General features: G+C 70.6%; 28 protein-coding genes and 1 riboswitch. Of the genes, 19 read left to right on the forward strand and 9 right to left on the reverse strand.

The annotated features are described in order from the left end of the window. Positions 1 to 247 precede the first annotated feature (247 nt). From CK206_RS15465 to CK206_RS15475, 3 genes are all read left to right on the forward strand, one after another. Positions 248 to 1,366 (forward strand): ABC transporter permease, encoded by a 1,119-nt coding sequence (locus CK206_RS15465; RefSeq protein WP_067716436.1) that lies wholly within the window; start codon positions 248 to 250, stop codon positions 1,364 to 1,366. After that, positions 1,359 to 2,282, forward strand: coding sequence for an ABC transporter permease (locus CK206_RS15470; protein ID WP_067716439.1), 924 nt, complete (start codon positions 1,359 to 1,361; stop codon positions 2,280 to 2,282). Before CK206_RS15465 ends, CK206_RS15470 begins: the two co-directional genes overlap by 8 nt. 68 nt (positions 2,283 to 2,350) lie before the next feature. After that, positions 2,351 to 3,055 carry a TetR/AcrR family transcriptional regulator gene (locus CK206_RS15475; RefSeq protein ID WP_067716442.1) on the forward strand — a complete coding sequence of 235 codons (705 nt, stop codon included), beginning with the start codon at positions 2,351 to 2,353 and terminating at the stop codon, positions 3,053 to 3,055. Here CK206_RS15475 and CK206_RS15480 read toward each other — a convergent pair. Continuing rightward, on the reverse strand, positions 3,011 to 3,841 hold the full coding sequence (locus tag CK206_RS15480; RefSeq protein WP_067716444.1) for a formylglycine-generating enzyme family protein: 831 nt from the start codon (positions 3,839 to 3,841) through the stop codon (positions 3,011 to 3,013). The two genes, CK206_RS15475 and CK206_RS15480, sit on opposite strands and share 45 nt — an antisense overlap. A gap of 134 nt (positions 3,842 to 3,975) precedes the next feature. Then, positions 3,976 to 4,560 carry a TetR/AcrR family transcriptional regulator gene (locus CK206_RS15485; protein ID WP_067716469.1) on the reverse strand — a complete coding sequence of 195 codons (585 nt, stop codon included), beginning with the start codon at positions 4,558 to 4,560 and terminating at the stop codon, positions 3,976 to 3,978. 113 nt (positions 4,561 to 4,673) lie between these two features. Here CK206_RS15485 and CK206_RS15490 point away from each other — a divergent pair, with 113 nt between their 5' ends. Together CK206_RS15490 and CK206_RS15495 are read left to right on the forward strand one after the other, a co-directional pair. After that, positions 4,674 to 5,573 (forward strand): TauD/TfdA family dioxygenase, encoded by a 900-nt coding sequence (locus tag CK206_RS15490; RefSeq protein ID WP_096906947.1) that lies wholly within the window; start codon positions 4,674 to 4,676, stop codon positions 5,571 to 5,573. After that, positions 5,570 to 7,963, forward strand: a complete 2,394-nt coding sequence (locus CK206_RS15495; protein WP_096906948.1) for an arylsulfatase — start codon at positions 5,570 to 5,572, stop codon at positions 7,961 to 7,963. Before CK206_RS15490 ends, CK206_RS15495 begins: the two co-directional genes overlap by 4 nt. 25 nt (positions 7,964 to 7,988) lie before the next feature. Here the strand turns inward: CK206_RS15495 and CK206_RS15500 are convergent, their stop codons facing one another. From CK206_RS15500 to CK206_RS15510, 3 genes are read right to left on the reverse strand one after another with little or no spacing between them, the layout of a single operon-like run. Then, entirely contained in the window at positions 7,989 to 9,173 is a 1,185-nt protein-coding gene (locus CK206_RS15500) for an NAD(P)/FAD-dependent oxidoreductase (protein ID WP_096906949.1), read from the reverse strand. 4 nt (positions 9,174 to 9,177) lie between these two features. Next, a complete protein-coding gene (locus CK206_RS15505; RefSeq protein WP_067716453.1) occupies positions 9,178 to 9,444 on the reverse strand; it encodes a hypothetical protein in 267 nt (88 codons plus the stop codon). Between the two features lie 32 nt (positions 9,445 to 9,476). Then, on the reverse strand, positions 9,477 to 10,418 hold the full coding sequence (locus CK206_RS15510; protein ID WP_096906950.1) for an aspartate dehydrogenase domain-containing protein: 942 nt from the start codon (positions 10,416 to 10,418) through the stop codon (positions 9,477 to 9,479). 214 nt (positions 10,419 to 10,632) lie between these two features. On the opposite strand from CK206_RS15510, the gene CK206_RS15515 reads away from it, so the two are divergent. Together CK206_RS15515 and CK206_RS15520 are read left to right on the forward strand one after the other, a co-directional pair. Next, positions 10,633 to 12,471, forward strand: coding sequence for an NAD(P)/FAD-dependent oxidoreductase (locus CK206_RS15515; protein WP_096906951.1), 1,839 nt, complete (start codon positions 10,633 to 10,635; stop codon positions 12,469 to 12,471). Between the two features lie 56 nt (positions 12,472 to 12,527). Then, positions 12,528 to 13,187, forward strand: a complete 660-nt coding sequence (locus CK206_RS15520) for a TetR/AcrR family transcriptional regulator (protein ID WP_096906952.1) — start codon at positions 12,528 to 12,530, stop codon at positions 13,185 to 13,187. 22 nt (positions 13,188 to 13,209) lie between these two features. On the opposite strand, the gene CK206_RS15525 is transcribed toward CK206_RS15520, so the two are convergent. Beyond that, entirely contained in the window at positions 13,210 to 13,509 is a 300-nt protein-coding gene (locus CK206_RS15525; protein WP_096906953.1) for an EthD family reductase, read from the reverse strand. Positions 13,510 to 13,663: 154 nt separating this feature from the next. On the opposite strand from CK206_RS15525, the gene CK206_RS15530 reads away from it, so the two are divergent. Further along, the gene (locus CK206_RS15530; protein ID WP_096906954.1) at positions 13,664 to 13,879 is read left to right on the forward strand and encodes a hypothetical protein; all 216 of its coding nucleotides are present in this window, start codon (positions 13,664 to 13,666) and stop codon (positions 13,877 to 13,879) included. A 79-nt stretch (positions 13,880 to 13,958) separates the two neighbouring features. After that, positions 13,959 to 14,435: an SRPBCC family protein gene (locus tag CK206_RS15535; RefSeq protein WP_096906955.1), complete on the forward strand. Its 477-nt coding sequence runs from the start codon at positions 13,959 to 13,961 to the stop codon at positions 14,433 to 14,435. Here the strand turns inward: CK206_RS15535 and pgi are convergent. Continuing rightward, positions 14,432 to 16,129, reverse strand: coding sequence for a glucose-6-phosphate isomerase (gene pgi / locus CK206_RS15540; protein WP_371607110.1), 1,698 nt, complete (start codon positions 16,127 to 16,129; stop codon positions 14,432 to 14,434). The genes CK206_RS15535 and pgi overlap by 4 nt on opposite strands. Before the next feature lie 156 nt (positions 16,130 to 16,285). Here pgi and CK206_RS15545 point away from each other — a divergent pair, with 156 nt between their 5' ends. From CK206_RS15545 to fgd, 3 genes are read left to right on the forward strand one after another with little or no spacing between them, the layout of a single operon-like run. Beyond that, positions 16,286 to 16,768, forward strand: coding sequence for an SDR family NAD(P)-dependent oxidoreductase (locus tag CK206_RS15545; RefSeq protein ID WP_096906956.1), 483 nt, complete (start codon positions 16,286 to 16,288; stop codon positions 16,766 to 16,768). 39 nt (positions 16,769 to 16,807) lie between these two features. Beyond that, positions 16,808 to 17,692, forward strand: a complete 885-nt coding sequence (locus CK206_RS15550; RefSeq protein WP_096906957.1) for a TIGR03619 family F420-dependent LLM class oxidoreductase — start codon at positions 16,808 to 16,810, stop codon at positions 17,690 to 17,692. A gap of 46 nt (positions 17,693 to 17,738) precedes the next feature. Continuing rightward, positions 17,739 to 18,758 carry a glucose-6-phosphate dehydrogenase (coenzyme-F420) gene (gene fgd, locus CK206_RS15555; RefSeq protein ID WP_096906958.1) on the forward strand — a complete coding sequence of 340 codons (1,020 nt, stop codon included), beginning with the start codon at positions 17,739 to 17,741 and terminating at the stop codon, positions 18,756 to 18,758. 65 nt (positions 18,759 to 18,823) lie between these two features. Here fgd and CK206_RS15560 read toward each other — a convergent pair whose 3' ends face one another. After that, entirely contained in the window at positions 18,824 to 19,279 is a 456-nt protein-coding gene (locus tag CK206_RS15560; RefSeq protein ID WP_096906959.1) for a hypothetical protein, read from the reverse strand. Between the two features lie 110 nt (positions 19,280 to 19,389). Then, a riboswitch (TPP riboswitch) is annotated at positions 19,390 to 19,487 on the forward strand. 85 nt (positions 19,488 to 19,572) lie between these two features. Between CK206_RS15560 and CK206_RS15565 the strand changes: the two genes are divergently transcribed. From CK206_RS15565 to CK206_RS15595, 7 genes are all read left to right on the forward strand, one after another. After that, positions 19,573 to 20,337 (forward strand): 3-oxoacyl-ACP reductase, encoded by a 765-nt coding sequence (locus CK206_RS15565; RefSeq protein ID WP_096906960.1) that lies wholly within the window; start codon positions 19,573 to 19,575, stop codon positions 20,335 to 20,337. Positions 20,338 to 20,467: 130 nt separating this feature from the next. Further along, positions 20,468 to 20,827 carry a hypothetical protein gene (locus tag CK206_RS15570; protein WP_096906961.1) on the forward strand — a complete coding sequence of 120 codons (360 nt, stop codon included), beginning with the start codon at positions 20,468 to 20,470 and terminating at the stop codon, positions 20,825 to 20,827. 64 nt (positions 20,828 to 20,891) lie between these two features. Further along, complete coding sequence (locus tag CK206_RS15575) at positions 20,892 to 21,389, forward strand: hypothetical protein (RefSeq protein WP_096906962.1); 498 nt, start codon at positions 20,892 to 20,894, stop codon at positions 21,387 to 21,389. Between the two features lie 126 nt (positions 21,390 to 21,515). Then, positions 21,516 to 22,547: an ABC transporter ATP-binding protein gene (locus CK206_RS15580; RefSeq protein ID WP_096906963.1), complete on the forward strand. Its 1,032-nt coding sequence runs from the start codon at positions 21,516 to 21,518 to the stop codon at positions 22,545 to 22,547. Beyond that, positions 22,544 to 23,290: an ABC transporter gene (locus CK206_RS15585; protein ID WP_067716973.1), complete on the forward strand. Its 747-nt coding sequence runs from the start codon at positions 22,544 to 22,546 to the stop codon at positions 23,288 to 23,290. The genes CK206_RS15580 and CK206_RS15585 overlap by 4 nt, the downstream gene beginning before the upstream one ends. A gap of 23 nt (positions 23,291 to 23,313) precedes the next feature. Further along, positions 23,314 to 24,624, forward strand: a complete 1,311-nt coding sequence (locus tag CK206_RS15590; protein ID WP_096906964.1) for a sensor histidine kinase — start codon at positions 23,314 to 23,316, stop codon at positions 24,622 to 24,624. Then, positions 24,621 to 25,265: a response regulator transcription factor gene (locus CK206_RS15595; protein WP_096907512.1), complete on the forward strand. Its 645-nt coding sequence runs from the start codon at positions 24,621 to 24,623 to the stop codon at positions 25,263 to 25,265. Before CK206_RS15590 ends, CK206_RS15595 begins: the two co-directional genes overlap by 4 nt. A 105-nt stretch (positions 25,266 to 25,370) precedes the next feature. On the opposite strand, the gene CK206_RS15600 is transcribed toward CK206_RS15595, so the two are convergent. After that, on the reverse strand, positions 25,371 to 25,595 hold the full coding sequence (locus tag CK206_RS15600; protein ID WP_096906965.1) for a hypothetical protein: 225 nt from the start codon (positions 25,593 to 25,595) through the stop codon (positions 25,371 to 25,373). Positions 25,596 to 25,736: the final 141 nt, after the last annotated feature.

Below are 25,736 nucleotides of genomic sequence, written 5' to 3' on the forward strand. Positions count from 1 at the left end.
GACCGTCGGGGGTGTCGATGTGGGTGCGCAGGTCCCGGACCTCGAGCAGCAGGTCGGGGTCCGAAGGCCCGTGTCCGCTGGGTGCTGCGGCGGCGATGGCTGCCTCCTGGGGTTGGTGTCTCGGACGGGGATCTAAGACAACTGCTTAGAACGTGTTGCTGTGATGAGTATCACGGCATAGGGTCTCCACGTCAAGGTGATTAAGAAGCCGCCTCAGGCGGTGACTCAAACGAAGGGGTCTCCCCACGTGCTCAGGTTCATTGGCGAACGCGCTCTGCACGCGGTCGTCGTCGTCGTACTCGCGACCATCGGCGCGTTCTTCCTGATGGAGGCCGTTCCCGGCGACTCCGCGGCATCCGCCGTGGGGCCGGGCGCGACCGCGGAGCAATACCAGGCAGCCCGGGAGGAGCTGGGTCTCGACGACCCGGTCACCACCCGGTTCGCGGAATGGGTCGGCAGTATGGCCTCGGCCGACCTGGGCAACTCGCTCATCCCGCCCAACCAGCCGGTCACCGAGATGATCGGCAACGCGCTGCCGGTCACCATCCAGCTGGCGTTCCTGTCGATCATCCTGTCGCTGGCGATCGCGGTCCCGGTGGCGGTGTGGTCGGCCTACCGCCGTGGTGGGGTGTTCGACCAGGTCGCCTCGGTCGTGTCGTTCGCGTTCATCTCGGTGCCCAGCTTCGTGGCCGGGCTGCTGCTGATCTACCTGCTGGTGTTCAACCACTCCTTCGCGCAGCAGCTCATCCTCGGCGCGGCGGTCGTGATCGGGCTGGTGGTGACGCTGTCGCCGCTGGGCCGTCGGGGCGGGCGCGGGGCACCCGGCGTCACCTGGGGCCGGTCCCTCATCGCCGGTCTCGCGGTGGGTGGGGTGATCGCCGTGATCGCGCTGTTCCTGCCCGAGTTCCCCCGCCAGGGCTACGCGCCGCTGGCCGAGGGGCTGGGGGAGAACCTGCGCAGCATCATGCTGCCCGCGCTCACCCTCGCGCTGATGGAGGTCGCGATCTTCACCCGCGTCCTGCGGACCGACATGATCTCGACCCTGCAACAGGACTTCGTCCTGTCCTCGCGCGCGAAGGGCATGCCGACCGGCCACGTCCTGGTCAAGGAGGCCCTGCGGCCGTCGACGGTCTCGATCATCACCCTCGCCGGCATCAGCCTCGGTCGCCTCATCGGCGGGACGGTGGTCGTCGAGCGGCTGTTCAACCTGCCCGGTATGGGCAGCATGATCGTCGACGCCGTCCAGAACGATAATCTGCCCGTGGTGCTCGGCGGCGTGATCGTCATCGCCGTCTTCTACGTCGTGGTCAACATGACCGTCGACGTCACCTATGCACTCATCGACCCGAGGATCCGCCGTGGCTGACAACGACCCCACCCGTTCCACCGTCGCCTCGACCGCGACCGCGACCATCGCCGCGGAGGCGCCCGCCCGGCGCAAGCTGCGCCTGCCGAAGCTCTCCGCGGTCGGCACCCTGCTCGCCCTCGGGTGGACCGCCCTCATCGTTCTCGGCGCGTTGATCGTCGACTTCCTGCCGCTGGCCGAGGCGCGCGACCCGCAGTTCGCGCTGACGACCCGGTCCCTGCTGCCGCCGGATCTGCTCACGGCGCATCCCCTGGGCACCGACCGTCAGGGCCTCGACATCCTCGGCGGCCTGCTCTACGGCGCCCGGGTCTCCATCGTGGTGGGCATCGGCGGTGTCGTCATCGGCGCCCTCATCGGCGGCGCGCTGGGCCTGGTGGCCGGCTACAAGGGCGGCTGGGCCGACCGGATCGTCTCCATCATCAGCGACGTCCTGCTGGCGTTCCCGTCGCTCATCCTGCTCATCGCGATCGTCACGGTCCTCGACCCGACCCTGCTCAACGTCACCCTGGCGCTGGGGATCATGGTGGTGCCGTCGTACGCACGGCTCGTCCGCGCCAACGCGATGAGCTTCGCCGGCCGCGAGTTCGTCACCGCCGCCCGGTCGCTCGGTGCCGGAGAGACCCGCATCATGCTGCGCGAGGTGGCCCCCAACATCGTGGCGCCGGTGCTGTCCTACAGTTTCATGCTCGTGGCGGTGCTGATCGTCGCGGAGGCCTCGCTGAGCTACCTGGGACTGAGCATTCCTCGGCCCGAACCGACGTGGGGCAACATGATCAGCGCCGGTCAGTCCGATTTCGAGAGGTACCCCGGACTGGTGGGGATTCCCGCCATCGTCCTGTTCCTCACGGTGTTGAGCTTCAACCAGCTGGGCGAGGCCGCCGGCCGCAAGTGGAGCCCCGGAGCGGCCAAGATCTGATCGACGCCGACCGGCCCGGTCCAGCGGCGGTATGGGCACTGTTCAATCAAGGCGGAGGAAGGGGCCCGATGGACCCGACGAATGAACCCTCGGTCGAGGGGGCCGCCCAGGCGAGGGACGCCAAGACGGCGATGCTCGAGATCGCCGAGCAACTGATCAGCGAGCGCGGTCTGGACCGTGTCTCGATGCGCGACGTCGCCACCGCCGCCGGGCAACGCAACAACTCCGCGGTGCAGTACCACTTCGGCAGCCGCGACGGTCTCATCCTGCAGGTGCTGCGGCGCCGGCTGACCGCCCTCGACGTCGATCGCCGGCAGCGGTTGGCGGAGATCGACGAGCAGGGCCTGGGCACCGACCTCGCGGCTCTCGTGCGGGTGCTGTTCGAGCCGATCGTCGAGCTGCTCCGGTCCCAGCCCGAGTCCACCTATTACGCACGGTTCCTGCAGCGGGTCGGACCTGTCATGGCCCCCGGGATCCCGGAGGCGCAGTTGCGCACCGCGACCGACGACGTGGTGGTGCGCCTCATCGATGTGCTCTCCCACCTGCCGCGGCGGGTGGCGTTCGAACGTATCGACCTGGCCACCCAGATGTTCACCGGTGCACTGGCCGTTTACGAGGACCGTCGGGACGCCCGGAACGCCGTGGTCAACGCCGACTTCGACAAGGTCGTCGCCCATCTCTACGACATGGTCGAGGCCGCGCTGCGTGCAGGGGTCGGACCAGGGGAGTCACACGTCGCGGACGCACCGGAAGCCGAGGTTGGCAGTAGCTGAACCGGCGGTGTTCGCGGATCGGGCCGCCACCCGGTATCGGTGGCAGTACGACTCGTGGCACAGGTAGGAACCTCCCCGCATCACGCGCCACGTCTCGTCGCCCGGGCTCCCGTCGGGGCGCGGACCGCGGGGATCCTCTCGGGGCGAGACCGCGTAGTAGCCGGGGTCGAACACGTCGGCGCACCATTCCCACACGTTGCCGACCATCTGGTGCAGGCCGTATCCGTTCGGCCGGAACGCGCGTACCGGGGCGGTCGTCAGGTGGCCGTCGTCGAGCGTGTTGTGGGAGGGGAACCGTCCCTGCCACACATTGAGACCCCACCGACCACGCGGGGTCAGCTCGTCGCCCCACGGGAAGCGGGCCCCGGCGAGGCCGCCCCGTGCCGCGTACTCCCACTCCGCCTCGGTGGGCAGGCGGGCCCCCGCCCATTCGCAGTAGGCCGTCGCGTCGTTCCAGGACACGTGCACGACCGGGTGGTTCTGCACAGCGGTGATCGAGGACCGGCGCCCGCCGGGGTGGCGCCAGTCGGCTCCCCGCACGGCCACCCACCACGGCGTGGAATCCAGGTGGTGGAGGACGTCGGCCGGGTCGGCCTCCACGGCGAGATGGAACACCGGCGAGACGCCGAGGTCCTCCGCGTCGGTCACGTACCCGGTGTCCTTGCAGAACCTGGCGAACTGGGCGTTGGTTACGGCGCACTCGTCCATCCGGAACGAGCGCAGGCTCACCTCGTGCAGGGGTAGCTCCCCGTCGTCGGGGTACCCCTCGTCGAAGTGGTCGCCCATCACCGACGTCCCGCCGGGAATCAGGACCTGCCGGCGGGGACGGTCGGCTCCACGGCCCGGGGACCGCGGGCCCCGCAGGTTCGGCCCGTCGGGAGGGGGCGGGGCGCCCGGTGCGCAGCAGGCCCTCGTCGTCGTCATCGTCCTTCCCCGGCTCCCCGGCCCGTGACCACCTCGGACAGGAGTTCCGCCATCCGCGTGTCGACGTCCTCACGGTCGGCGGCTGCGACGTCCAGGACGTCGAGGATCTGCTCGCGCAGAACCGGCCAGGCATAGATCACCGTGAGGGCGAGCGCGAGGTGCAGTTCGCCGGCCGGCGGGGGATCGGTCATGCGGGACACCGCGCCGGCGGGCCGGACCGAGGCGTCGATCAGCGGCCGCGACACGGCGCCCGGATCCAGGGCAAGCCACACCAGGAGGCGGCTGAAATCCGGGTTGTCGACGGCTCCGGTGAGCATGGAGTGGACGGCCCGGCCGGCATCGTCGTGGTCTCCCACCCGGGCGGTGCCGTGCCGCAGGCCGTCCTCGAGCACCGCCGACAGCAGGTCGTCCTTGTTCCCGATGTGTCGGTGGATGAGGCCGAGGTTCACCCCCGCGGCCTCGGCCACCAGGCGCAGGGGCGCCCGTGGCCCGCGGGCCGCGAAGATCCGGCGGGCGGTGCCGAGAACGGCGCGGCGTACTGCGTCTCGTCCGACGGGGCGATCCGATTCGGGGAGATCCATGGACGCCACTGTAGACGATCGTCTACAGTCACGGTTGAGCACGCTGTAGACAGATGTCTACGCCTCGCGCGTCGTCCCCTCGATCAGGCCCACCGGCCACGGAAGGAACCCCCATGCAGGTCACGATCGGCGATCACGACATCGAGTTCGGCCCCAAGCGGATGCGGCTGACGGCCGACGATGCCCCGCCCGCCACCTACCACCACATCGGCGTGCGGCCCGTCACCCCGTTCATCGGAGCGGACATCGAGGGCGTCGACCTCGCCGCCCCGTCACCCGAGCAGATCTCCGAACTCAGGACCGCGCTGCTCGAGAGGAAGGTGCTCTTCTTCCGGGACCAACAGCACGTCACCGCCCACCAGCACCGCGACTTCGCCGCCCACTGGGGCGACCTGGAGGTCCACCCGCTCCTCGACCAGGGGGAGATCCCCGAGGTCGTGAGGTTCGACCGCGGACAGGACAACCCGGGCATGGAGAACATCTGGCACGTGGACGTCACCTGGCAGGACCGGCCCCCCATGGGCTCGGTGCTGCGGGCGATCCGGGTCCCCGATGCCGGCGGCGACACCCTGTGGTCGGACATGGGCAACGCCTACGACGCGCTGCCGGACGAGATCAAGGAGCGGATCGACGGGCTGACGGCCACACACGACTTCACGCCGTCGTTCGGCCGGAGCATGTCCCCCGACAAGCTCGCCGAGATGCAGAAGCGCTACCCGCCGCAGCACCATCCGGTGGTCCGCACGCACCCCGAGACCGGCCGCAGACTCCTGTTCGTCAACAGCCTGTTCACCACCGGTATCGACGGCATGGACCCGGTCGAGGGCAGGGAGTTGTTGCGGCGCCTGCTCGACCAGGTCAAGATGCCCGACTTCCAGGCACGCCTGCGTTGGGCCCCGGGCACGGTGGCGTTCTGGGACAACCGGGCCACCCAGCACTACGCGTGCAGTGACTACTTCCCCCATCGTCGGGTCATGGAGCGCGTCGCCATCGTCGGGGACGTGCCGGCATGAGCCCGTCAGGCGACGCGTTCCCCGAGGCCGGTCTCGACCGTCACGTCCTGCCCGTGCGGCGGCTCGCCGGTCGGGTGCCCGCCGAGATGGACCGCCGCGACCAGCAGGACGGGTTCCCCGGCGTCGAGCAGATCCGCCCACCGCAGGGGGCGCCCAACGTCCTGCTGGTGATGCTCGACGACGTGGGGTTCGGCACGTCCTCGGCGTTCGGGGGCCCCTGCCGCACCCCGACCATCGAGCGCCTCAACCACAACGGGGCGGGGTACACGCGGTTCCACACCACCGCGCTGTGCTCGCCGACCCGCGCCGCGACCCTCACCGGGCGCAACCACCACAGCGTCGGCATGGGCGTGATCACCGAGATGAGCACCCGCGCACCCGGATACACGGGCATGCGGCCCGACTCCGCGGCCACCATCGCCCGGGTGCTGCGCGGCAACGGGTACGCCACCGGCGCGTTCGGCAAGATGCACCAGACCCCGCCGTGGGAGACCACGGCCGCCGGGCCGTTCGACCGCTGGCCCACCGAGGAGGGGTTCGACACCTTCTACGGGTTCCTGGGCGCCGAGGCGGACCACTTCACCCCGGTCCTCTACGACGGGCGTCGGCAGGTGGACCCGCCCCGGACGCCGGAGGAGGGATACCACCTCACCGAGGACCTGGTGGACCACGCCGTCCAGTGGGTCGAGAACGTCTCCACCGTGGCCCCCGACATGCCGTGGTTCTGTTACCTGCCGCTGGGCGCGGTCCACGCGCCGCTGCACGTCCCCGAGTCCTACCGTGACCGGTACGCCGGCGAGTTCGACGACGGCTGGGACGCCCTGCGCGAGCGGACCCTGGCGCGCCAGAAGGAACTGGGAGTGGTCCCCGAGGACACCGAGCTCGGACCGTGGGCGCCCGGTCTGCCGCACTGGGACGAGCTCGACGACGACGAGAAGAAGGTCGCCGCCCGACTCATGGAGCTGTACGCCGGGTTCCTCGAGCACACCGATGACCAGGTCGGGCGACTCATCGACCATCTCGACTCGACGGGTGCGCTGGAGAACACCCTGGTCCTGTACATGGTCGGGGACAACGGCGCCTCCACGGAGGGCGGCCGGCTGGGCGCGTTCAACTACCTCGCCGGACTCAACGGGCTGCCCTCGACCACCGAGGAACTGCTGGCCAAGTGGGACGATCTCGGCGGCCCCGACTCGTACCCGCACTTCCCGTCGTCCTGGGCGCTGGCGCTGAACACCCCCTACCAGTGGGCCAAACAGGTCGCCTCCCACTACGGCGGGACCCGGAACGCCCTCGTCGCGCACTGGCCGGGCCGGATCGCCGAGCCGGGCAGGTTGCGCCACCAGTGGCACCACTGCGTGGACATCGCCCCCACCATCCTCGAGGCCGCGGGTCTGCCGATGCCGCACACCGTGGACGGTGTGGCGCAGAAGCCCCTCGAGGGTATGGGCATGACCTACACCTTCGACCAGCCCGACGCCGCGGACCGGCACACCACCCAGTACTTCGAGATCTTCGGCAACCGCGGGATCTACGACCACGGGTGGACCGCCGTGACCGCGCAACGGGCGCCCTGGCTGATGGCCACCTCCGGCGTCGACCTCACGCCGCTGGCGGACAGTACATGGGAGCTCTACGACACCCGCGCGGACTGGTCGCAGTCCCGTGACCTGGCCGCCGAGCACCCCGAGATCCTCGAGCGGTTGACGATGAAGTTCATCGCCGAGGCCGCGCGGTACGACGTGCTGCCGCTGGACGACAGCACCGTGGGACGCCAGGCCGGCGTCGACAACCGCTCACCCCACCCCATGGGCGGCCGCTCGTCGATCACCCTGTACCCGCACATGGACGGGCTCAACGAGAAGGCCGCGCCCAAGCTGCTCAACCGTGCGTTCCGGCTCACGGCGTCGCTGGAGGTCCACGGCGGCGATTCCCCCGCGGCGGGGTCCTGCGAGGGTGTGCTGCTCAGCCTGGGTGGCCGCTTCGGAGGCATGACGCTGTACATCGTCGACGGGGTGCCCGTCTTCGAGTACAACTTCTTCGGTCGCCACCACGGCCGGGCAGCCGGCAGCGAACCGCTCGCCGCGGGTGCGCGCACCGTCGAGCTCGAGTTCGCCTACGACGGAGGGATCGCGGCGGGCGCGGACCTGCGCCTGCTCGTCGACGGTGAGCAGGTGGGGCACGGGCGGATCGCCGTGACGGCGCCCGCGATGTTCAGCATGAACGAGACCCTCGACATCGGGCGCAGTCGGGGGAGCGCGGTGAGCACCGCGTACGAGGGATCGTTCCCGGTCCGCGGCGCCACGCTCCACCACGTGCAGGTGGATCTCGGTCGCGGCAGTGAACTCCCGCAGGCGCGACGGGACGAGATCGAACTGGCCACCCACTGACCTCGGCGACGGACCGGTCGCCGGGTCAGACCCGGCCGCGCAGGAGCTTGCGGAAGTACACGACGGGCTGGACGAACCGGTCGAACGCGTACGTCATCCGTCGCGGGGCGAAGAGGTCGATCCCCGGCACCGACGGGGCCGGCCGGCCGTCCCGGTCGTGCTCGTCGAGCACCAGTCGGCCCCTGCTCACGGCCACGGGGATGACCGTGTAGCCGTCGTACTCCTTCAGCGGCCCACCGTCGCGGGCGGCGCGCAGGTTGTCGGCCACCACCGCGACCTGGTCGCGCAACGCGCCACCGGACGGGCGGGTGTCCACGGTCGCGGCGTCCCCCAGTCCCCACACCGTCTCGTGGCGCGTGTGGCGCAGGGTGCGGGGGTCCACCTCGACGAGCGTGGCGGCGTCGCCCGTCGCCAGGCCCGAGTCGGCGACGAATCGCGGTGCGCGGCTGTCCGGGGTGACGTAGGCGAGGTTGACGTGCTCGAGGGTCACCGGGGCGGGGCCGTCGAGCGAGACGGTCCGGGCGGCGTGGTCCACAGCGGTCACCCGAGTGTCGGCGTGCACCGTGATGCCGTAGTCCTCGATGAACGGCTGCAATCGGGAGTCGATCTTCTCCAGTCCGAGCAGTCCGCCGAACGGGGTCACCAGGTGCACGTCGATCCGGTCGAGCACCTCGGCCCGCCGCCACCGGTCGCACGCCAGGAACATCGCCTTGAGCACCGTCCCGCCGCAGGATGCCGGCTCGGGCGGAACCGAGAACACCACGGTGCCCTCACGTTCACGCACGAGGGCGGCACATGCCCGACCGGCGTACTCGGGCACGTGGGCGGACACCGCCCAGCCGTCGACGTAGGCCTCCTGCAGTCCCGGAATCTCCTCCCAGTGCGGGGTGAGACCGGGGCACAACACCAGGTCGCGGTAGCTGACGGACGCGCCGCTGTCGAGGGTGACGGTCCGGGCGTCGGGATCGACGCGGGTGGCCGCGTGCGGCACGAGTTCGACCCCGTCCGGGACCACGGTCGCCATGGCCCGCTCGTAGCGGGACATGCGTGCCTGCCCGGCCGCGGCGTAGTTCAGCATCGGCCGGTAGCGGTGCACCGGGCTGGGGTCGATGAGCGCGATGCCGCCCACGCCATCGCGCCTGAGGCGGGCCGCCAGGGAGACCCCGGCATTGCCTGCCCCGACGATCACGGTGTCGAACGCGGCGGGCATGGCTTTAGAACACCTCGAACGCGTAGCCGACGAGGCCGACCACCAGGAGGAGGACGACGATGGCGATGACCACGATCCACACGACGGGACTCGTGCGTCCCGGCTGAGGAGTCGGGCTCTGCCGCTCCGTGGGGGCCTGCTTCCTGGCCGCACTGTCCGACTGCAACGAGGTCGAGTCGGAGTCCGGCGTCACCCCGGCGGGGGCGGAACCGGTGTCATCCACGTCCGGGCTCTGGGCGGGATCCGGGTCTGACGGTCGGGCGTTGGTCATAGTCGCACCTCTCGTTGACTGGGACCCACACGCTAGGGGCTCGGCGGTCGAGCTTCCACCGGTCGGCCTGTCACCGGCCGGTCTTTCGCCTCTCGACGCGAACCGCGGCCCGGGTCCTGGCCGAGCACCACCACGCCCGGCCCCGCCCCGGCCGCGAGACCGGAGAGGACCTCCGCGACCGACCACGCGGTGATCGCCGAGGTGCGGCCGCCGGAGTCGGGGTCCACGGCGTTCTCGAACTGCAGCTCGTAGCGACCCATCGGCGAGACCCACTCCACGACGTGGCGGGTGCGACGGACCTCCGGGTCGGCGACGACGACCACCTCGGTCCGGTCCAATCCCAGCGTGGCCAGCGCGAGCGCGACCGAGGCGTTGGAGGTGAGCGGGAACGCCAGCGCCGCCTCGCGGGCCGACCCGCGGAACACCTCCCGTCGCTCGGTGAGCTGCTCGTCGACGTCCAGCGCGGCCGGGCTCTTGATGGTGTAGTGCCGCAGGAGTGCGTCGTCGGTGCCCGCGAGTGCGGCCGCCGAGAGGATGTCGAGTCCGCCCACCGCCCCGGCGGGGACGAGTACGCGACCGGAGACGGGCCCGCGGGCGAGGAGCTCGAGGGGGTCCGAGTGGCGGGCGAACACCCCGCAGGAGCACACGATCATGTCCGTGCCGGCGGCCGTCACTCGCGGGATGAACTCCTCGGCAGCGTCAACACTGCTGGCCTCAACCACCACGTCGGCCGCCTCGATGGCGTCGGTGATCTCCTCGTCCGTGCTGCGGGAGCGGAGCACATCGCCGAGCCCGGCCCCGGGGACGTCGCCCCGCTCGAGTGCTTCGATGACCGCGCCGCCGATCGCGCCGGCACCGATCACGGCGACCACCAGCGGCCGGGTGCGCGCGGCCTGATCGGCTGAGCCGGTCACATCGACCGGGCTCGCCGCGGAACCGGCCGGGTCGGGCGAGGGGGAGCGCGGAGGGGTCATGGTGAGGCCACCGTACCTACTTTGATCAGCCGGGACCTGTCGGTGTGGGACGTGCCGGCCACCTGTCCGGCCCGCCCGAATCCCCGTTGGCCTGTTGCGCACATCACACAGTGTATGTAATGCTCGTCACAACTTGACGGAGCGTCAAGTTTGATCGACACCCCGTCCACGGAACCCCTGCCCGCGGACGCACCCTTCGCCAAAGGACACCAGCATGGCCTTCACCCTCCCCGAATCGCAGATCCCCCTCGACATCGATTTCGACCCCGACCACCTCCGTCAGCGTTTCGAGGCGGACAAGCAGGCCCGCCTGCGCCGGGACCAACTGGCCCAGTTCCAGGGCCTGGAGGACCTCCTCGAGGTGGACGACGCCGATCCGTTCTCCGACCCGATCACCCGCGAGCCGGTCACCGAGGAGCTCGACACCCTGGTCCTGGGAGGCGGGTTCGGGGGGCTGACCGCCGGTGCCTACCTCACGCAGAACGGCGTCGAGGACTTCCGGATCGTCGAGTACGGCGGCGACTTCGGCGGTACCTGGTACTGGAACCGCTACCCGGGCGTCCAGTGCGACATCGAATCGCACATCTACATGCCGCTGCTCGAGGAGACCGGGTACATCCCCAGCCAGCGGTACGCCGACGGCTCCGAGATCTTCGAGCACGCCCAGCGCATCGGCCGGCACTACGACCTCTACGACAAGACCTACTTCCAGACCCGCGCCACCCACGCGCAGTGGGACGAGCAGGCCCAGCGATGGGAGGTCACCACCGACCGCGGCGACCGGTTCCGCACTCGCGTCCTCATGCGCTCCAACGGCGCACTGACCAAGCCGCAGTTGCCGAAGGTGCCCGGGATCGCGGACTTCGAGGGCAAGATCTTCCACACCAGCCGCTGGGACTACGACTACACCGGCGGATCGGCGGCCGGGAACCTGGAGAACCTGCGCGACAAGCGCGTCGCCGTGGTGGGCACCGGCGCCACCGGCGTGCAGGTGGTGCCCTACCTCGGTGAGGACGCCGAGGAGTTGATCGTGGTGCAGCGCACGCCGAGCGTCGTGCAGCCGCGCAACAACCGCAAGACCGACCCGCGGTGGGCCGAGTCGCTCCAGCCCGGTTGGCAGTACGAGCGGCACGACAACTTCAACGGGATCATCTCCGGGCACGAGGTGGACGGGAACCTGGTCGACGACGGCTGGACCCACCTGTTCCCGCAGTTGACGGGCCAGCCCCTGGTGGACACGCCCGTCGGTGAACTCCCGGAGGCGGACCAGGCGCTGGTCGCCGAGCTCGCGGACATGAAGCTGCTCATGGGCGCCCATCAGCGGGTCGACTCGATCGTCACGGATCCCGCGACCGCCGACGGTCTCAAGCCGTGGTTCGGCTACATGTGCAAGCGCCCCTGCTTCAACGACGAGTACCTGCAGACGTTCAACCGGCCCAATGTCACGCTGGCCGCGTCGCCGACCGGGATCGACGGGATCACCTCCACGGGGATCGTGGTGGCGGGCACGCACTACGAGGTCGACTGCATCATCTTCGCCACCGGCTTCGAGACCGGGTCCGGCCCGGCGGGCATCTACGGCTACGACGTGATCGGGCGCGAGGGTCACTCGATGCAGGAGTACTTTTCCGAGGGGGCCCGGACCTTCCACGGGTTCTTCACGCACGGTTTCCCGAACTTCGTCGAGCTGGGGATGTCGCAGACCGCCTACTACGTCAACTTCGTCTACATGCTCGACCGCAAGGCCCGGCACGCCGCTCGGCTGGTCAAGCACCTGCTGGACAACGATCTCGGCACTTTCGAGCCGACGGCCGAGGCCGAGGCCGACTGGGTCGCCGAGGTGCGCCGGTCCAACGAGCCGCGCGAGGCGTACTGGGGTGGGTGCACTCCGGGGTACTACAACGGGCAGGGCGAGGTGTCCAAGGCCGTGTTCCGCGACGTGTACAACTCGTCGGAGATCGACTTCTGGAACATGATCGAGGACTGGTGGAACTCGGGTCGCTTCGAGGGCCTGGTCTTCGAGTCGTCCCGCACCGCGGTCCCGGTCGCCTGAGCGACGGGCCGCACGCCTGACGGACCCCGCGCCCCGCGACCCTAGGATTGGCGATCATGGTTTCCGGCCCGTCACCGACACCGGCCTCCGACGCTGTCGACGGCCGTCGCAGGCGTATCCCTAAAGGCGAGGTCCAGCGGCAGGTCATCCTCGACGGGTTCGAGGGACTGCTCGAGCAGATGCCGGCATCGGACATCTCGGTCAAGGACATCACCGAGGCCGCGGGGATCAAGCGGCCGAACTTCTACTTCTACTTCGAGTCCAAGAACGAGGTGCTGGGGGAGCTGGTCGGGCGGGCCTGGGACGCCTGGATCGACACCGTCGGGAGCTACCACCGGCGGGCCGGGGAATCGCACTCCGACTACTTCGACCGGCTCTTCGGCCAGTCCTACGCCGCGTGGGTGGAACACGACCAGGTGATGGTGGCCGGAGTACAGGCGACCGGATACGACGACGAGGTGAGGTCCCGCTGGACCGAGTTGGTGACGGGGTTGAACGCCCACCTCTCGGAGCAGATGGGGCAGGACGCGGAGGCCGGGCTGATCGCCCCGTTGTCCGATGACCACGGGGCGATCGTCGACAGGCTGACGGACATGATCGTCATGGCCTTCTACCAGGACCGGTCGCTCAAGCCCGCCGAAGCCGAGTCCGCCCGGATGCTGGCGTCCATCAAGGCGATCTGGTTGGGGGCGTGGGGAGTGGCGGAGGTCCGGTGAGGCTGTGTCCCGGCGCTACCGACTACTCGGTGCTGCCGACGAGCATGGTCGGGGTGACGCCGAGGTTGGCGCCGTCCGCGGCCAGGGCCCGGCCCTCCTCGGTGGACATCGCGGCACCCATCGCCTCGGCGTCCGCGAAGAACAACTGGGCCATGAGATGGAACTCGGGTGCGGATCCGTCCGGGCCGGGCAGGAAGCGCGTGACCTTGGCGTCCTCGAGGCCGGGCACCTTGAGGGCGAGGGGAATGTGCGTCCCGGTGTAGTACTCGTCGAACTTCTCCAGGTCGTCGGGGGTGCCGTAGAGGACGGTGAGAGTGATCAAGGGGTTTCCTTTCGAGGGGCGCCCGGCACGATGGCCGGCCGTGGGGTGTCGTAGCGGTGATGATGCCCCAGTCCACGGCGCCCCGGGTCCGGTCCGTCAGGCGAGTCCGCACTGATCCGTTGATCCCGTCCCGGGCTGGTTCTAGCGTGGACCCATGAGGTCGCACGCGGCGGGACCGCTGGTCGGGTTGGGGCTCCTCTACGGGGCCGGGGTGGGCACCGTCCTCGGAGTCGTGATCGCCGGCGCCCCGAACCTGGCCACCTGGATGGTGATGGGCGCAGGCATCGGTGTGGTCGTGGGGAGTGTCGCCGAACTGTGGCGTGACGTGGCACGCCGAACAGCTCACGGACCCACGCCCACCGCGCACTGATCACAGACCACCGCGGTACCGGCCGCGGCCCTATCGTGGTGTGATCCGATCCCGAGAACTCCGGAAGGACCGATCTGCCATGACCGCCATCACCACCGTCGACCGCGGCCCCCGCGTCGTCGCCCGCAGTGTCACCGTCAACGCCCCCGCCGAGGAGCTGTTCGGGCTCGTCACCGACCCGCGCAAGCACGGGCTCGTCGACGGTTCGGGGACCGTCAAGAGCAACGTCAAGGGGCCGTCGACCCTGTCCGAGGGCGCCAAGTTCACCACCTCGATGCGCATGTACGGCGTCCCGTACCGCATCACCAGCACGGTCACCGAGTACATCGACACGCCCGACCAGAAGGTCATCGAGTGGGCGCACCCCGCGGGCCACCGCTGGCGCTGGGAGTTCACCCCGACCGCGGATGGGCGTACCGAGGTCACCGAGTGCTTCGATCCCCGGCCCTCGAAGATCGGCAAGGTCTTCGAGAAGATCGGCGTCGCCGACCAGAACGCGTCCGGCATCACCGAGACGCTCTCCCGCCTGGCCGCGAAGTACGAGACCGCGGGTTAACCGCGGTCCGCCGCCCGGTCACGGCCGCGTGCGGCCCGGTAGCGGGCGATGAGGGCCGCTGTGGAGGAATCCGTGTCGGCACCACTGGATTCGGCACCACTGGATTCGGGACCGCCGGGTTCGTCGGAGGCGAGTGCCGGGTAGAGGTCGCGGGCCTGCTTCTTCCCCAGTTCGACTCCCCACTGGTCGAAGGCGTTGATGTTCCAGATCGCCCCCTGGACAAAGACGACGTGTTCGTACAGGGCGATGAGCTGCCCGAGGACGCCGGGGGACAGCGAGGGCGCGAGGAGCGTCGTCGAGGGACGGTTTCCGGGCATCACCCGGTGAGGGCGGAGAGCGGCCTCGATGCCGTCGGCGCGCGGCTCGGCGTCGGTCCGGCCGAAAGCCAGCACCCGGGACTGGGCGAACATGTTACTCACGAGCAGGTCGTGCATGGCCACGCGGTCGTCGGCCGCCATCGTTCCGTCCGAGGGGCGGGCGATGCCGATGAAGTCGACGGGGACGAGGTGAGTGCCCTGGTGCAGGAGTTGGAAGAACGCGTGCTGGCCGTTCGTCCCCGGCTCACCCCAGTAGATCTCCCCGGTGGGGTGAGCCACCGGGGAGCCGTCGAGCCGGACCGATTTGCCCAACGATTCCATGGTCAACTGCTGGAGGTACGCGGGGAAGCGGGCGAGATCGTGCGCGTAGGGGATGACGGCCTTGGACTGGGCCCCCAGGAAACTCGTGTACCAGACGCCGAGCAGCCCCATGAGCAGGGGCGCGTTGCGGTCATCCGCCGCGGTGGCGAAGTGCTCGTCCATCGAGTTCATGCCTTCCAGGAACTCGGTGAAGACCCCGGGCCCGAGGGTGATCATGCAGCTGAGCCCGATCGCGGACCCCACGGAGAAACGGCCACCGACCCAGTCCCAGAAGCCGAACACCGCCTCCTCGGCGATGCCGAACGCGGCCACCTCGTCGGAGGCTGTCGAGACCGCGACGAAGTGAGCGGCCACGGCGTCCTCCGCGCCGAGGCGATCGAGAAACCATCGACGGGCGGCGTGGGCGTTCGCGAGGGTCTCCTGGGTGGTGAACGTCTTGGAGGCGACGATCACCAGGGTGGTCTCGGGGTCGATCCCGGCCAGGGTGGAGTCGAGGTCGCGGGGGTCGACGTTCGACACGTAGTGGGCGGTGATCCCGCCGGTCTGCAGGGGGCGTAGGGCCCGGTCGACCATCGCGGGCCCGAGATCCGATCCGCCGATGCCGATGTTGAGGACGGTGGTGATCTTCTTGCCGGTGTACCCGGTCCATTCCCCGCTCCGGACCCGCTCGGCGAAGGCGGTCATCATCCGGAGGGTCTCGTGGACGTCGACGACCACGTCGCAACCATCCAGGGTCAGCGTGTCATCGGCATCTCGTCGGAGGGCCGTGTGCAGGACGGCACGGTCCTCCGTGGTGTTGATGCGGTCGCCGCGGAACATGGCTGCTCGGCGGACCGGCAGGTCCGCGACGCGAGCGAGGCCGAGGAGCGCGGAGACGACCTCATCGGTGACCAGGTTCTTGGACAGGTCGATGTAGAGATCGCCTGCCGTCACGCCCAGTCGGCTCCCGCGGTCGGGGTCTCGGTCGAACAACTCACGCAGGGTGGTCTCACCCGTCGAGGCGGCCAGCCCCTCGACCGCTCGCCACTCATCGGTGGTGCTGATGTCCATGTCGATGCTGTTCACGGGCAGTCCTTCGGTGTGGTGGCGGAGGGGGGCGAGGCTGACGATACCGTGGTGTACACAGTTGACTACAGTTTCCGTACACAGGTGACTACAGTGGCGGTGGCGGGTCGACGCACCCGCCCGGCTGCACCGACGTGAAAGGCCTCGATGACCACCACGAGCACGACGATGATCCCCGCCCGTGCTGCGGCCCGCCTGTCCGGCAAGGTGGCCGTCGTGACCGGCGCCGGTCAGGGGGTGGGCCGGGGCATAGCCCTCGCGCTGGCCGAATCCGGAGCCGCGGTGGTGCTGCTCGCGGAACCGATGCCGCTGGACGAGTACTCGGACGCCGCGTTCCGCACGGCAAAGGAGGCGATCCGATCGCTCCCCCGGGCGGCAGCCTGTGAACGGGGTCCTGACGGGATCCGAGCGCTCGCTGTCGCCCCCCATGCCCACAGCCCCGGACTCGACTGGTGGATGCGTCACAACCCGGAGGAGGCCGAGCGGTTCATCGCCCGCATACCCGCCGGGCGGGTGGGCGACCCCGTGGCAGACATCGGCCGGCCCGTGGCGTGGCTGTGCACGGCGGAGGCGTCCTACCTCACCGGCGTGACCATTCCGCTCGACGGCGGTCAGTCCCGGTGGGGTTGATCACCACATCCACATTTCTCCGACAGAAGAGGTCACATCATGCAGTTCTCCGTTCCGGTCGCGTTCAGCCCGATCGACCAACTCCTCGGCCTGGCCCGCGCGGCCGAGGACGCGGGCTTCGCCCGCGTCACGCTTCCCGATTCGCTGTTCCTGCCCCACCGGCAGGACACCGACTACCCGTACACGCCCGACGGGGCGCGGATGTGGGACGAGCACACCCCGTGGGTCGAACCCCTGACCGCGATCGCCGCGATGGGCGTCGCCACCTCGACCATCAGGTTCTGCCCGCAGGTCCTCAAACTCGGACCCCGTCAGCCCCTGCTGCTGGCGCGGCAGTTGTCCACGGTCTCCCACCTGACCGGCGGACGCATCGACCTGGGGGTGGGGATCGGATGGGACCCCAATGAGTTCGCGTGGTGCGGAGTCCCCTACCCGGGGCGTGGCAAGAGGGTCGACGAGATGCTCGAGATCATCCGCCTGGCCGGTGACGGCGGGTGGTTCGAGTACCACGGTGAGCACTTTGACTTCGACCGCCTCACACTGGACCCGCCGCCCGTGGCCCAGGTGCCGTTCTACGTGGGCGGCCACACCGCTCCGGCGCTCCGCCGAGCCGTCCGGATCGGCCAGGGGTGGACCTCGGCGATGATGGGATTCGACGAGATCGCCGCCACCATCACCCGCCTCGGAGAACTGCTCGAGGCCGACGGCCGCTCCCTCGCCGACCGCGGGGACGGCCGGCCGTTCGAGATTCAGGTGGCCTGTACCGACCGGTACGGCAGCCGCGGTTTCGCCCAACTCGAGGACGCGGGCGTCACCGATGTCATCGTCATCCCGTGGCTGATCGAGGGCCACGGATACGACGCCCCGCTGGACGCCAAGCGCGAGTCGATCGCCCGGTTCGGCGAGAAGTACATCAGCGCATGACCGCGACACACATCAATCACACCGCTACGACCCCAAGGAGCCCCACATGCCCGACACCCCGTCCCTGAAGCTCGGTTACAAGGCGTCGGCCGAGCAGTTCGGTCCGCGTGATCTGGTGGAGTTCGCCGTGATGGCGGAGCAGGCGGGGATGGATTCGGCCACGGTGTCGGATCATTTCCAGCCGTGGCGTCACGACGGTGGTCATGCGCCGTTCTCGTTGGCGTGGATGACGGCGGTGGGCGAGCGCACCGAGAGGCTGCAGCTGGGCACCTCGGTGCTCACCCCGACGTTCCGCTACAACCCGGCGGTGCTCGCCCAGGCGTTCGCGACGATGGCGTGCCTGTACCCGGGCCGCATCTTCCTCGGTGTGGGTACGGGTGAGGCGCTCAACGAGATCGCCACCGGGCACCAAGGCGAGTGGCCGGAGTTCAACGAGCGGTTCGCGCGCCTGCGTGAGTCGGTCCGGCTCATGCGCGAGCTGTGGACCGGTGAGACCACCAAATTCGAGGGTGACTACTACTCGACCAAGGACGCGTTCCTCTACGACGTGCCCGAGGGTGGCGTGCCTGTCTACGTCGCCGCGGGTGGTCCGGTTGTGGCCAAGTACGCGGGCCGGGTGGGCGATGGGTTCATCTGCACCTCGGGCAAGGGGATGGAGCTGTACACCGACAAGCTGCTGCCCGCGGTGGAGGAGGGCGCCGGGATCAACGAGCGGGACTCGGCGCGGATCGATCGGATGATCGAGATCAAGATCTCCTACGGCCCGGACCCGGAGGCGGCGTTGGAGAACTGCCGCTTCTGGGCCCCGCTGTCCCTGACCCCGGAGCAGAAGCACTCGGTGGATTCGCCGCGGGAGATGGAGCGCCTGGCCGACGAGCTGCCCATCGAGCAAGTCGCCAAGCGGTGGATCGTCGCCTCGGACCCCGACGACGCGGTCGAGCAGGTCCGCCAGTACGTCGACGCCGGCCTGAACCATCTGGTCTTCCACGCCCCGGGCCACGACCAGAAACGCTTCCTCGACCTGTTCACATCCGACCTCGAACCGCGTCTGCGTCGCCTCGCGTAGGCGCCGCGGGCGGGCCTGTGACGCGCCCGGCCGCCCGGCCGCCCGCCCGGCCGCCCACCCCGCGCTCAGGCCCGGGTGAGCAGCAGCGGAGCCGCCGCGACCCGCGACCAGGGCCCGCCCGCGAAGGTCAGGCCGATCAGGCGCCGGTCGTCGAGCGGCCGGAACTCGTCCCGCACCCAGCGCCACGGCACCGGGCTCGAGGCGCTGTACGAGCAGACGATCACCTGACCGCCGTCGAACCACGAGGATTCCAGCATCACCCGCATCGGCAGGGTCTCCCGTGGCGGGCGGCCCTCGTCGTCGTCGACCAGGTTCACCGCGCCGCCCCCGGGGGCGAAACGCTTGCCCTGCCAGCCCGGCATCCCGCCGAGGGCGATCGCGCGCGGGGCCACCACCTTCAGCGGTGCCGGGCCGACGAACGTGACGAGGTAGTCGCCCGGGGCGGGCAGATCGGTCGGCGGCGTGGCCCGCGAGAACAGGGCGCGCAATCGGCCGAGCGACGTCGGAAGGGTGGCGGTCACGGGGCTCCGATCGTCGGGGGCGTTCGCCGATCCTAGGACGGTTGTCCAGCACGCGGGACAGATCAGGCAGTGTGGCTTCGTGTTCAGCCGGCCGCGGGTGGCCTAGGCTCGCACTCGACACGGGGTGCCGCCCATCCGGGCGGCTGAGAACACACCCGTCGAACCTGAACTGGGTAGTTCCAGCGGAGGAATGTCGTGCGCGTCGCCGGGCGTCGTCGCCTCTCGTGCGGTCATCGTGCGGCGGGCAGGTGGGCATCGCGCTCCCCGTGAGGAACCACCGGGAAGCGAGTGGAATGCGTATCAACGAGCAGGTCGTCCTGGTCACCGGCGGAGCCCGCGGACTCGGCGTGGAGATCATCCGCGCCTTCTCCCGCGAGGGCGCCCTCGTCGTCGTCAACTACCGGCGCAGCGAGGCCGCCGCCGCCGACCTCGTCCGTGAGCTCGGCGAGGACCGCGCCGTCGCACTACGCGCTGACGTGACCGACGACGACGAGGTACGCGCCCTCGTCGACGCGGCCCGCACCCACTTCGGTCGGCCGATCAGCACGGTGGTCAACAACGCCCTGGTCGACTTCCAGTTCAACGGCGACGCCAGGCCGCGGCCGGAGACCCTCACCTGGGAGGACTTCGACTCGCAACTGCGTGGCGCGGTCAAGGGCACCCTCGCCACCACCCAGGCCGCGCTCCCGGGGATGCGGGAAGCCGGTTTCGGGCGGATCGTCACCATCGGCACCAACCTGTTCCAGCACCCGGTGGTGCCGTACCACGACTACACCGCCGCCAAGGCCGCCGCGCTCTCGCTGACCCGCACCCTGGCCACCGACCTCGGGCCGGACGGCATCACGGTCAACATGGTCTCCGGTGGCCTGCTGCGCACCACCGACGCCAGCGCCGCTACACCTGAAGAGGTGTTCGACGTCATCGCCTCCGGGACGCCGCTACGGCGCGCGATCACCCCCGCCGAACTCGCCGACGCGGTGCTGTTCTTCGCCTCCCCGTGGGCACGGGCCGTGACCGGGCAGAACCTCATCCTCGACGGCGGCCTGGTCAAGGGCTGAGTCGGCCGGGCCCGCTCGCGGGGGTTCTGCGTGTCGTGGTGCTGGACTAGGTTCGACGTAGGGCCCGGGTTCGGGTCCCGACGACAGGACCGGGCGCGGCCCGGACGGTGACACGCAGGAGGGATTCCGTATGGGAACGGTGCCCACGGGCCTCGCGCGAACGGCCGAGGGGCGGCGCACAGCCCTCGCCGAGCAGTCCGTCGCCCGCTTCACCCGGCAGCTCTCCGAGTGGGACGCCCAGCGGGCCGCCCTCGTCGCCGACGACCTCGGGACGAACCCGCGGCGCCGTGTGCCCGGGACCTGGCCGGCGGTGGCCGTCGCCGACGCCACCGCGCTCGGGCAGCAGGCGGCGCCGCTGTCCGCCAACGCCCTCGCCGCGGAGTGCTCCACCCTGTGGTGGTCCGGTATCGGCAAGGTGATCGGCGGTGCAGTCTCGGCTGTGGTGCTGTTGTCGTTGCCGATCTCGCTCGTCCTGGCGGCGGTGGGATGAGAAGCAGGATGCCGGGTCTGCGGCCCGGGTGGGCCGGCGTTCGGACCGGAAAGGAGGTGACGTCGTGCCGCTGATCTTCGCCATCGTGGTGGTGGCGCTCATCGCCGGAGCGGTCGTGTGGATCGGCTCCACCGGATGGCTCATCCGCTCCGGGCTCGAGGATCTCGCACGCCGCCGGCGGCTCCTGCGCGGCACCGACCCGCTGCAACTGACCGCCCAGCAGGCGCTCGGCTCCGCCCGCCGGTCGTATGCACTGGCGTTCGAGGCGCTCGGCGCGACCGTCGACGCGTGGTACGACCTGCGGGAGACGCAGGGGATCGGCACCGCCCTCGAGGTGGTCTACCCGGAGATACAGAGCAAGGTCGACCCCGACCCGCGGTTCCGCGCCGTCCTCGAGCAGGCCAACGAGACCACAATGGCGGGACCCGCGCAGCAGCCGGACTCGGTGGCGGACCTGCTCGAGGAGGCCGCCCGCATCGACGCCATGACGCTCGAGATCCGCACCCGGATCCACCGTGCGCGGCCCCCGCGGCGTCGGGGCCCGGGCGCGCTCTTCCGCTGAACCGGCCCCGCCTCGTCCCGACCGCTCGTGAGGGGCCCCATGCGGCGGACCCGTGACAGTTGTCACCGGTGAGGTCGTGACAGGCGATCCTTCCGAACGTCATCGCAGGTAAGCGAGGGTGGAGGCATGGTTACCCACCGCTCTACCCGCCCCCGGGAAGCAGACCGCGTCGGCGCGGTGATCGACACCGACGCGCCCGCGCCCGCCCTCGAATTCCATGACCTGACGCAGACGTTCACGCCGCCGCGCGCCGAGACTGTCCACGCCCTCCGCGGCATCGACCTGCGCATCGAGGCCGGCGAGGTAGTGGCGCTGCTCGGCCCCAACGGTGCCGGAAAGACCACCGCCCTCGACATCGCACTCGGCCTCACCGAACCGACCGGCGGCCGGGCCCGCGCGTTCGGCGCCGCCCCCAGGCAGGCCGTCGCCGACGGGCGGGTCGCCGCCGTCCTCCAGACCGGCGGACTGCTCTCCGACCTCACGGTCGAGGAGACCGTCCGGGCCATCGCGGCCCTGTACCGGGACCCGGTCTCCGTGGGCGAGGTACTCGACCGGGCGGGGATCGCCACGATCGCCCGCCGCAAGGTCTCCCGCTGCTCGGGCGGCGAGCAGCAACGACTCCGCTTCGCCCTGGCGCTGCTGCCGGATCCCGACCTGCTCATCCTCGACGAGCCGACCGCCGCGATGGACGTGGGCACGCGCCGCGAGTTCTGGTCCACCATGCACGCCGAGGCCACGTCCGGGTCGACCGTCTTATTCGCCACCCACCACCTGGAGGAGGCCGAGGCGTTCGCCGACCGCATCGTGCTCATGGCCCGCGGCCGGATCGTGGCCGATGGCCCGGTCGAGGCGATCCGTGCGATGGCCACGGGCACCCGCGTCACCGCGGTCTGGACCCCCGGGCCCGGTGAACCCGCACCCCACGACCTGCCCGGGGTCACCGCGGTGGAACGCACACCCACCCTGGTCATCCTCACCAGCACCGACAGCGACGCCACCGCGGGCGCGCTGCTGCGCGGGACCGCCGCCCGTGACCTCACCATCAGCCCGCGGTCGCTGGACGACGCCTTCGTCGCCCTCACCGCCGCACCCGACACCACAGCCCCCGACACCACCGACCCCGACACGACCGACCCCGACCAGGAGGCCGCCCGATGAACGCCACCTACTGGGCCATCGACCTGCGCCGCACTCTGCGCGACATCACCAACATCTTCTTCATCGCCGGACTGCCGCTCATCATGTACCTGGTGTTCGGCAGCGCCCAGTCCTACCGGGACGAGCCCGTCGCACACGGCAACGTGGGCTCGGTCGTCATGATCTCCATGGCCGTCTACGGCGCCGTCACCGCCACCACCTCGATCAGCGGCGGGGCCGCTCTCGAACGCTTCCAGGGCTGGGGACGTCAACTCGGGTTGACCCCGTGGAGCAGCACCGGCTTCGTGATCACCAAGTCCGCCGTGGCCATGACGGTGGCGGCTGTGCCCGTCCTCTCCGTGGGGCTCGTCGGCGCGCTCACGGGGGCTGAAGCCACGCCGCTCGCGTGGGTGCTGGCCCTGGCCGCGGCGTGGATCGGGTCGGCGGTGTTCGCCGGGTACGGACTGACCGCCGGGATGGCGTTCCGCTCCGAATCCGCGTTGGGCGTGGCCGGTGGGAGCCTGGTCCTGTTCGCCCTGGCCGGCAACCTGTTCATCCCGCTGTCGGGGACCGCGCTGGAGCTCGCCCGGTTCACGCCGCTGTACGGGATCAACGCGCTGGCCCGCTTCCCGCTCACCGGCGGGGTGGTGACCGAGTCCGTGACCGACCCGTTGTGGCTTCCGCTGCTCAATGTGACCGCGTGGGCCCTCATACTGGGGACGACGGCAACAGTTCTGGTGCGTCGCCGTCGGGGCCGGGACTAGAGACGGCAGGGGAGGTCGGGTCGATGACGACGGGCAGCAGAACCACCTGGCGCCGGGTCCGGGACGCCCTCACCAGCCCGAATGTCCTGTTCTCCCTGATCTGGCAGGTCTTTCTGATCTACCCGGTCCTCGCCGTCGTCTATTCCGGCGCGCCCACCGCACCCACGGTGCTGGGCCTGGCCTCCGTCGCCGTCTTTTCCGCCGTCTACCTCGCCGGCTTCGCCTCGCCCGCCGTCACCCGCGACTACCCGCTACACCTGCGCAGGACGGCGCGCCCCACCCGAGATGCGTCGACGCTCGCGGCCCGTGGTGAGTCGCCGCTCGCGGCGGATGAGAACTGGCTCGACCCCCCGGCGGAGCCTCCGGCGCCGCTCGGCCTCGGCTACCTGGCCGGGCTCGTGGTGTGCGCGTTCGGCACCCTGCCCGCCGCGGGGATCAACGGCCCGACCAACTTCCTGCCGTTCATCGCCTGCTTCATCGCCGCCGCCTGGCCGCTCCGACGCAGCGTGCCCGCCGCGGTGGCGCTGATCCTCATCGGGTGTGGCGCGGCGCTGTTCGAGAGCAACGTCGCCATGCTCATCCCGTGTTTCCTGGTGATCCCGGTGGTCCTGTCGATGATCGGCACCCGCATCTCCGTGGGCATCAGCGACCGCGAAGGCCACTACCGGCGCGCGCTGGGGGTGGTGGAGGAGCGCGAGCGGATGGCCCGGGACCTCCACGACGTGCTCGGCCATACCCTCACCGCCCTGACCATCCGCGCACAGCTCGCCCGCGCCCGACTCGACTCCGACCCGGACATCACCCGCGCCGAGTTGGAGAACATCGAGATGCTCACCCGCACCGCTCTGGCGGAGATGCGGCAGACCGTGTCCGGGATGCGCGTCGCCGATCCCGCGCGCGAGCTCGCGGACCTCACCGCATCCCTCCGCGCCGCCGGGATGGACGTGCGCGTGGACGGCACCCCGGATCTCGTTCCCGCGGAGTACGCGGTGCTCGTCGCGTGGACGCTACGGGAAGCGGGCACCAACATCGCCCGACACTCCGGGGCCCGCCGCGTCACCGTCGAGTTCACCGCCGGCGGCGTGCGCGTCACCGACGACGGCCGGGGGATCGGCGCCCGCCGGGAGGCCGGCTCCGGCACTGCGGGCTCCGACACGGCGGGACGGGGGCTCGAGGGGCTCGCGGCGCGGGCCGCCGACGCCGGCGCGCGGTTCGAGGTGTGTGACCGCAGCACCGCCGTGGCCGGGGTCGGGTCGGCTGGACCCGGGGCGGGCGGGCCCGGGTCCGACACACGCGAGACCGGGACCATCGTGGCAGTGGGGTGGGCGCGATGAGCGAGACCGTGTCCGGCTCCGCCCCCGCGGCGGCGCCGATCCGACTCGTCCTGGCCGACGACCAGGCGCTCGTCCGAGGTGGTCTCGCGGCGCTGCTCGCCCTGGAACGGGACATCGACGTGGTCGCCGAGGTGGGCCGCGGGGACGAACTCCTGGCGGCGGTCGAGCGCCTGCGGCCCGACGTCTGCGTGGTGGACATCGAGATGCCCGGCGGGGACGGCATCACCACCACCCGCCGGATCCGCGACGAGCACCCGGGCGTTCGCGTCCTGATCGTCACCACCTTCGGCCGCCCCGGCTACGTCAGCCGCGCGCTCGAGTCGGGGGCCGGCGGCTTCGTGGTCAAGGACACGCCCGCCGGCGAGCTGGCGGACGCGGTGCGGAGGGTGAACGCGGGTGAGACCGTCGTGGACCCGGTGCTCGCCCGCGACTCGATGGTCGCCGGCCCCGACCCCCTCACGCCCAGGGAGAAGGACGTCCTGCGTCACGCGTTGTCCGGGGCCCGCGTCGCCGACATCGCCGCCGAGCTGGTCCTGTCGCAGGGCACCGTGCGCAACCATCTGTCCTCGGCGATCGCCAAGACCCATACGTCCACGCGGGGCGAGGCGGCGCGGGAGGCCCAGGCGCGCGGCTGGCTCTGACGGCCCGGCCCCGGAGGCGCGGGCCCCGGCCCCGGACACGCGAGAGCCGACCGACCCGCGGTGGAGCGGGGTGCGGCCGGCCGCGTCAGATCGTGTCGTGAACGATCAGGGGGTACCGGTGCCCTCGTCGGCGGCGGGGGAGGTGTTGGTGCCGCCGTCGTTGATCTCGAACCGGGTCCACTTGCCGTCCATGTTGACCTCCATGGCGTACCCGAGCGCGTCGTCGGGCACCTCGACCGTCTTGAACCAGTCGTAAGCCTTGGTGTCGTCAGCGAACTCCTTCTCCTCGATCACGTTCTGGTCGGGGTCCACTACGCGGTAACGGGGCATGCGTGCTCCTTCGAATCGATGGAATCCGGTCGTCTCCGCAGTCTGGGTGATCCGGCGCCGTCTCGCATCCGGTCGAGGCCTGTCGACCGCGCGGCCCGGCCGCCTCGCAACGGTCGCCCCGCCACCGCGGGCGGGCACGGC

The organism is Dietzia sp. WMMA184, assembly GCF_002441635.1.
GTDB lineage: Bacteria > Actinomycetota > Actinomycetes > Mycobacteriales > Mycobacteriaceae > Dietzia > Dietzia kunjamensis.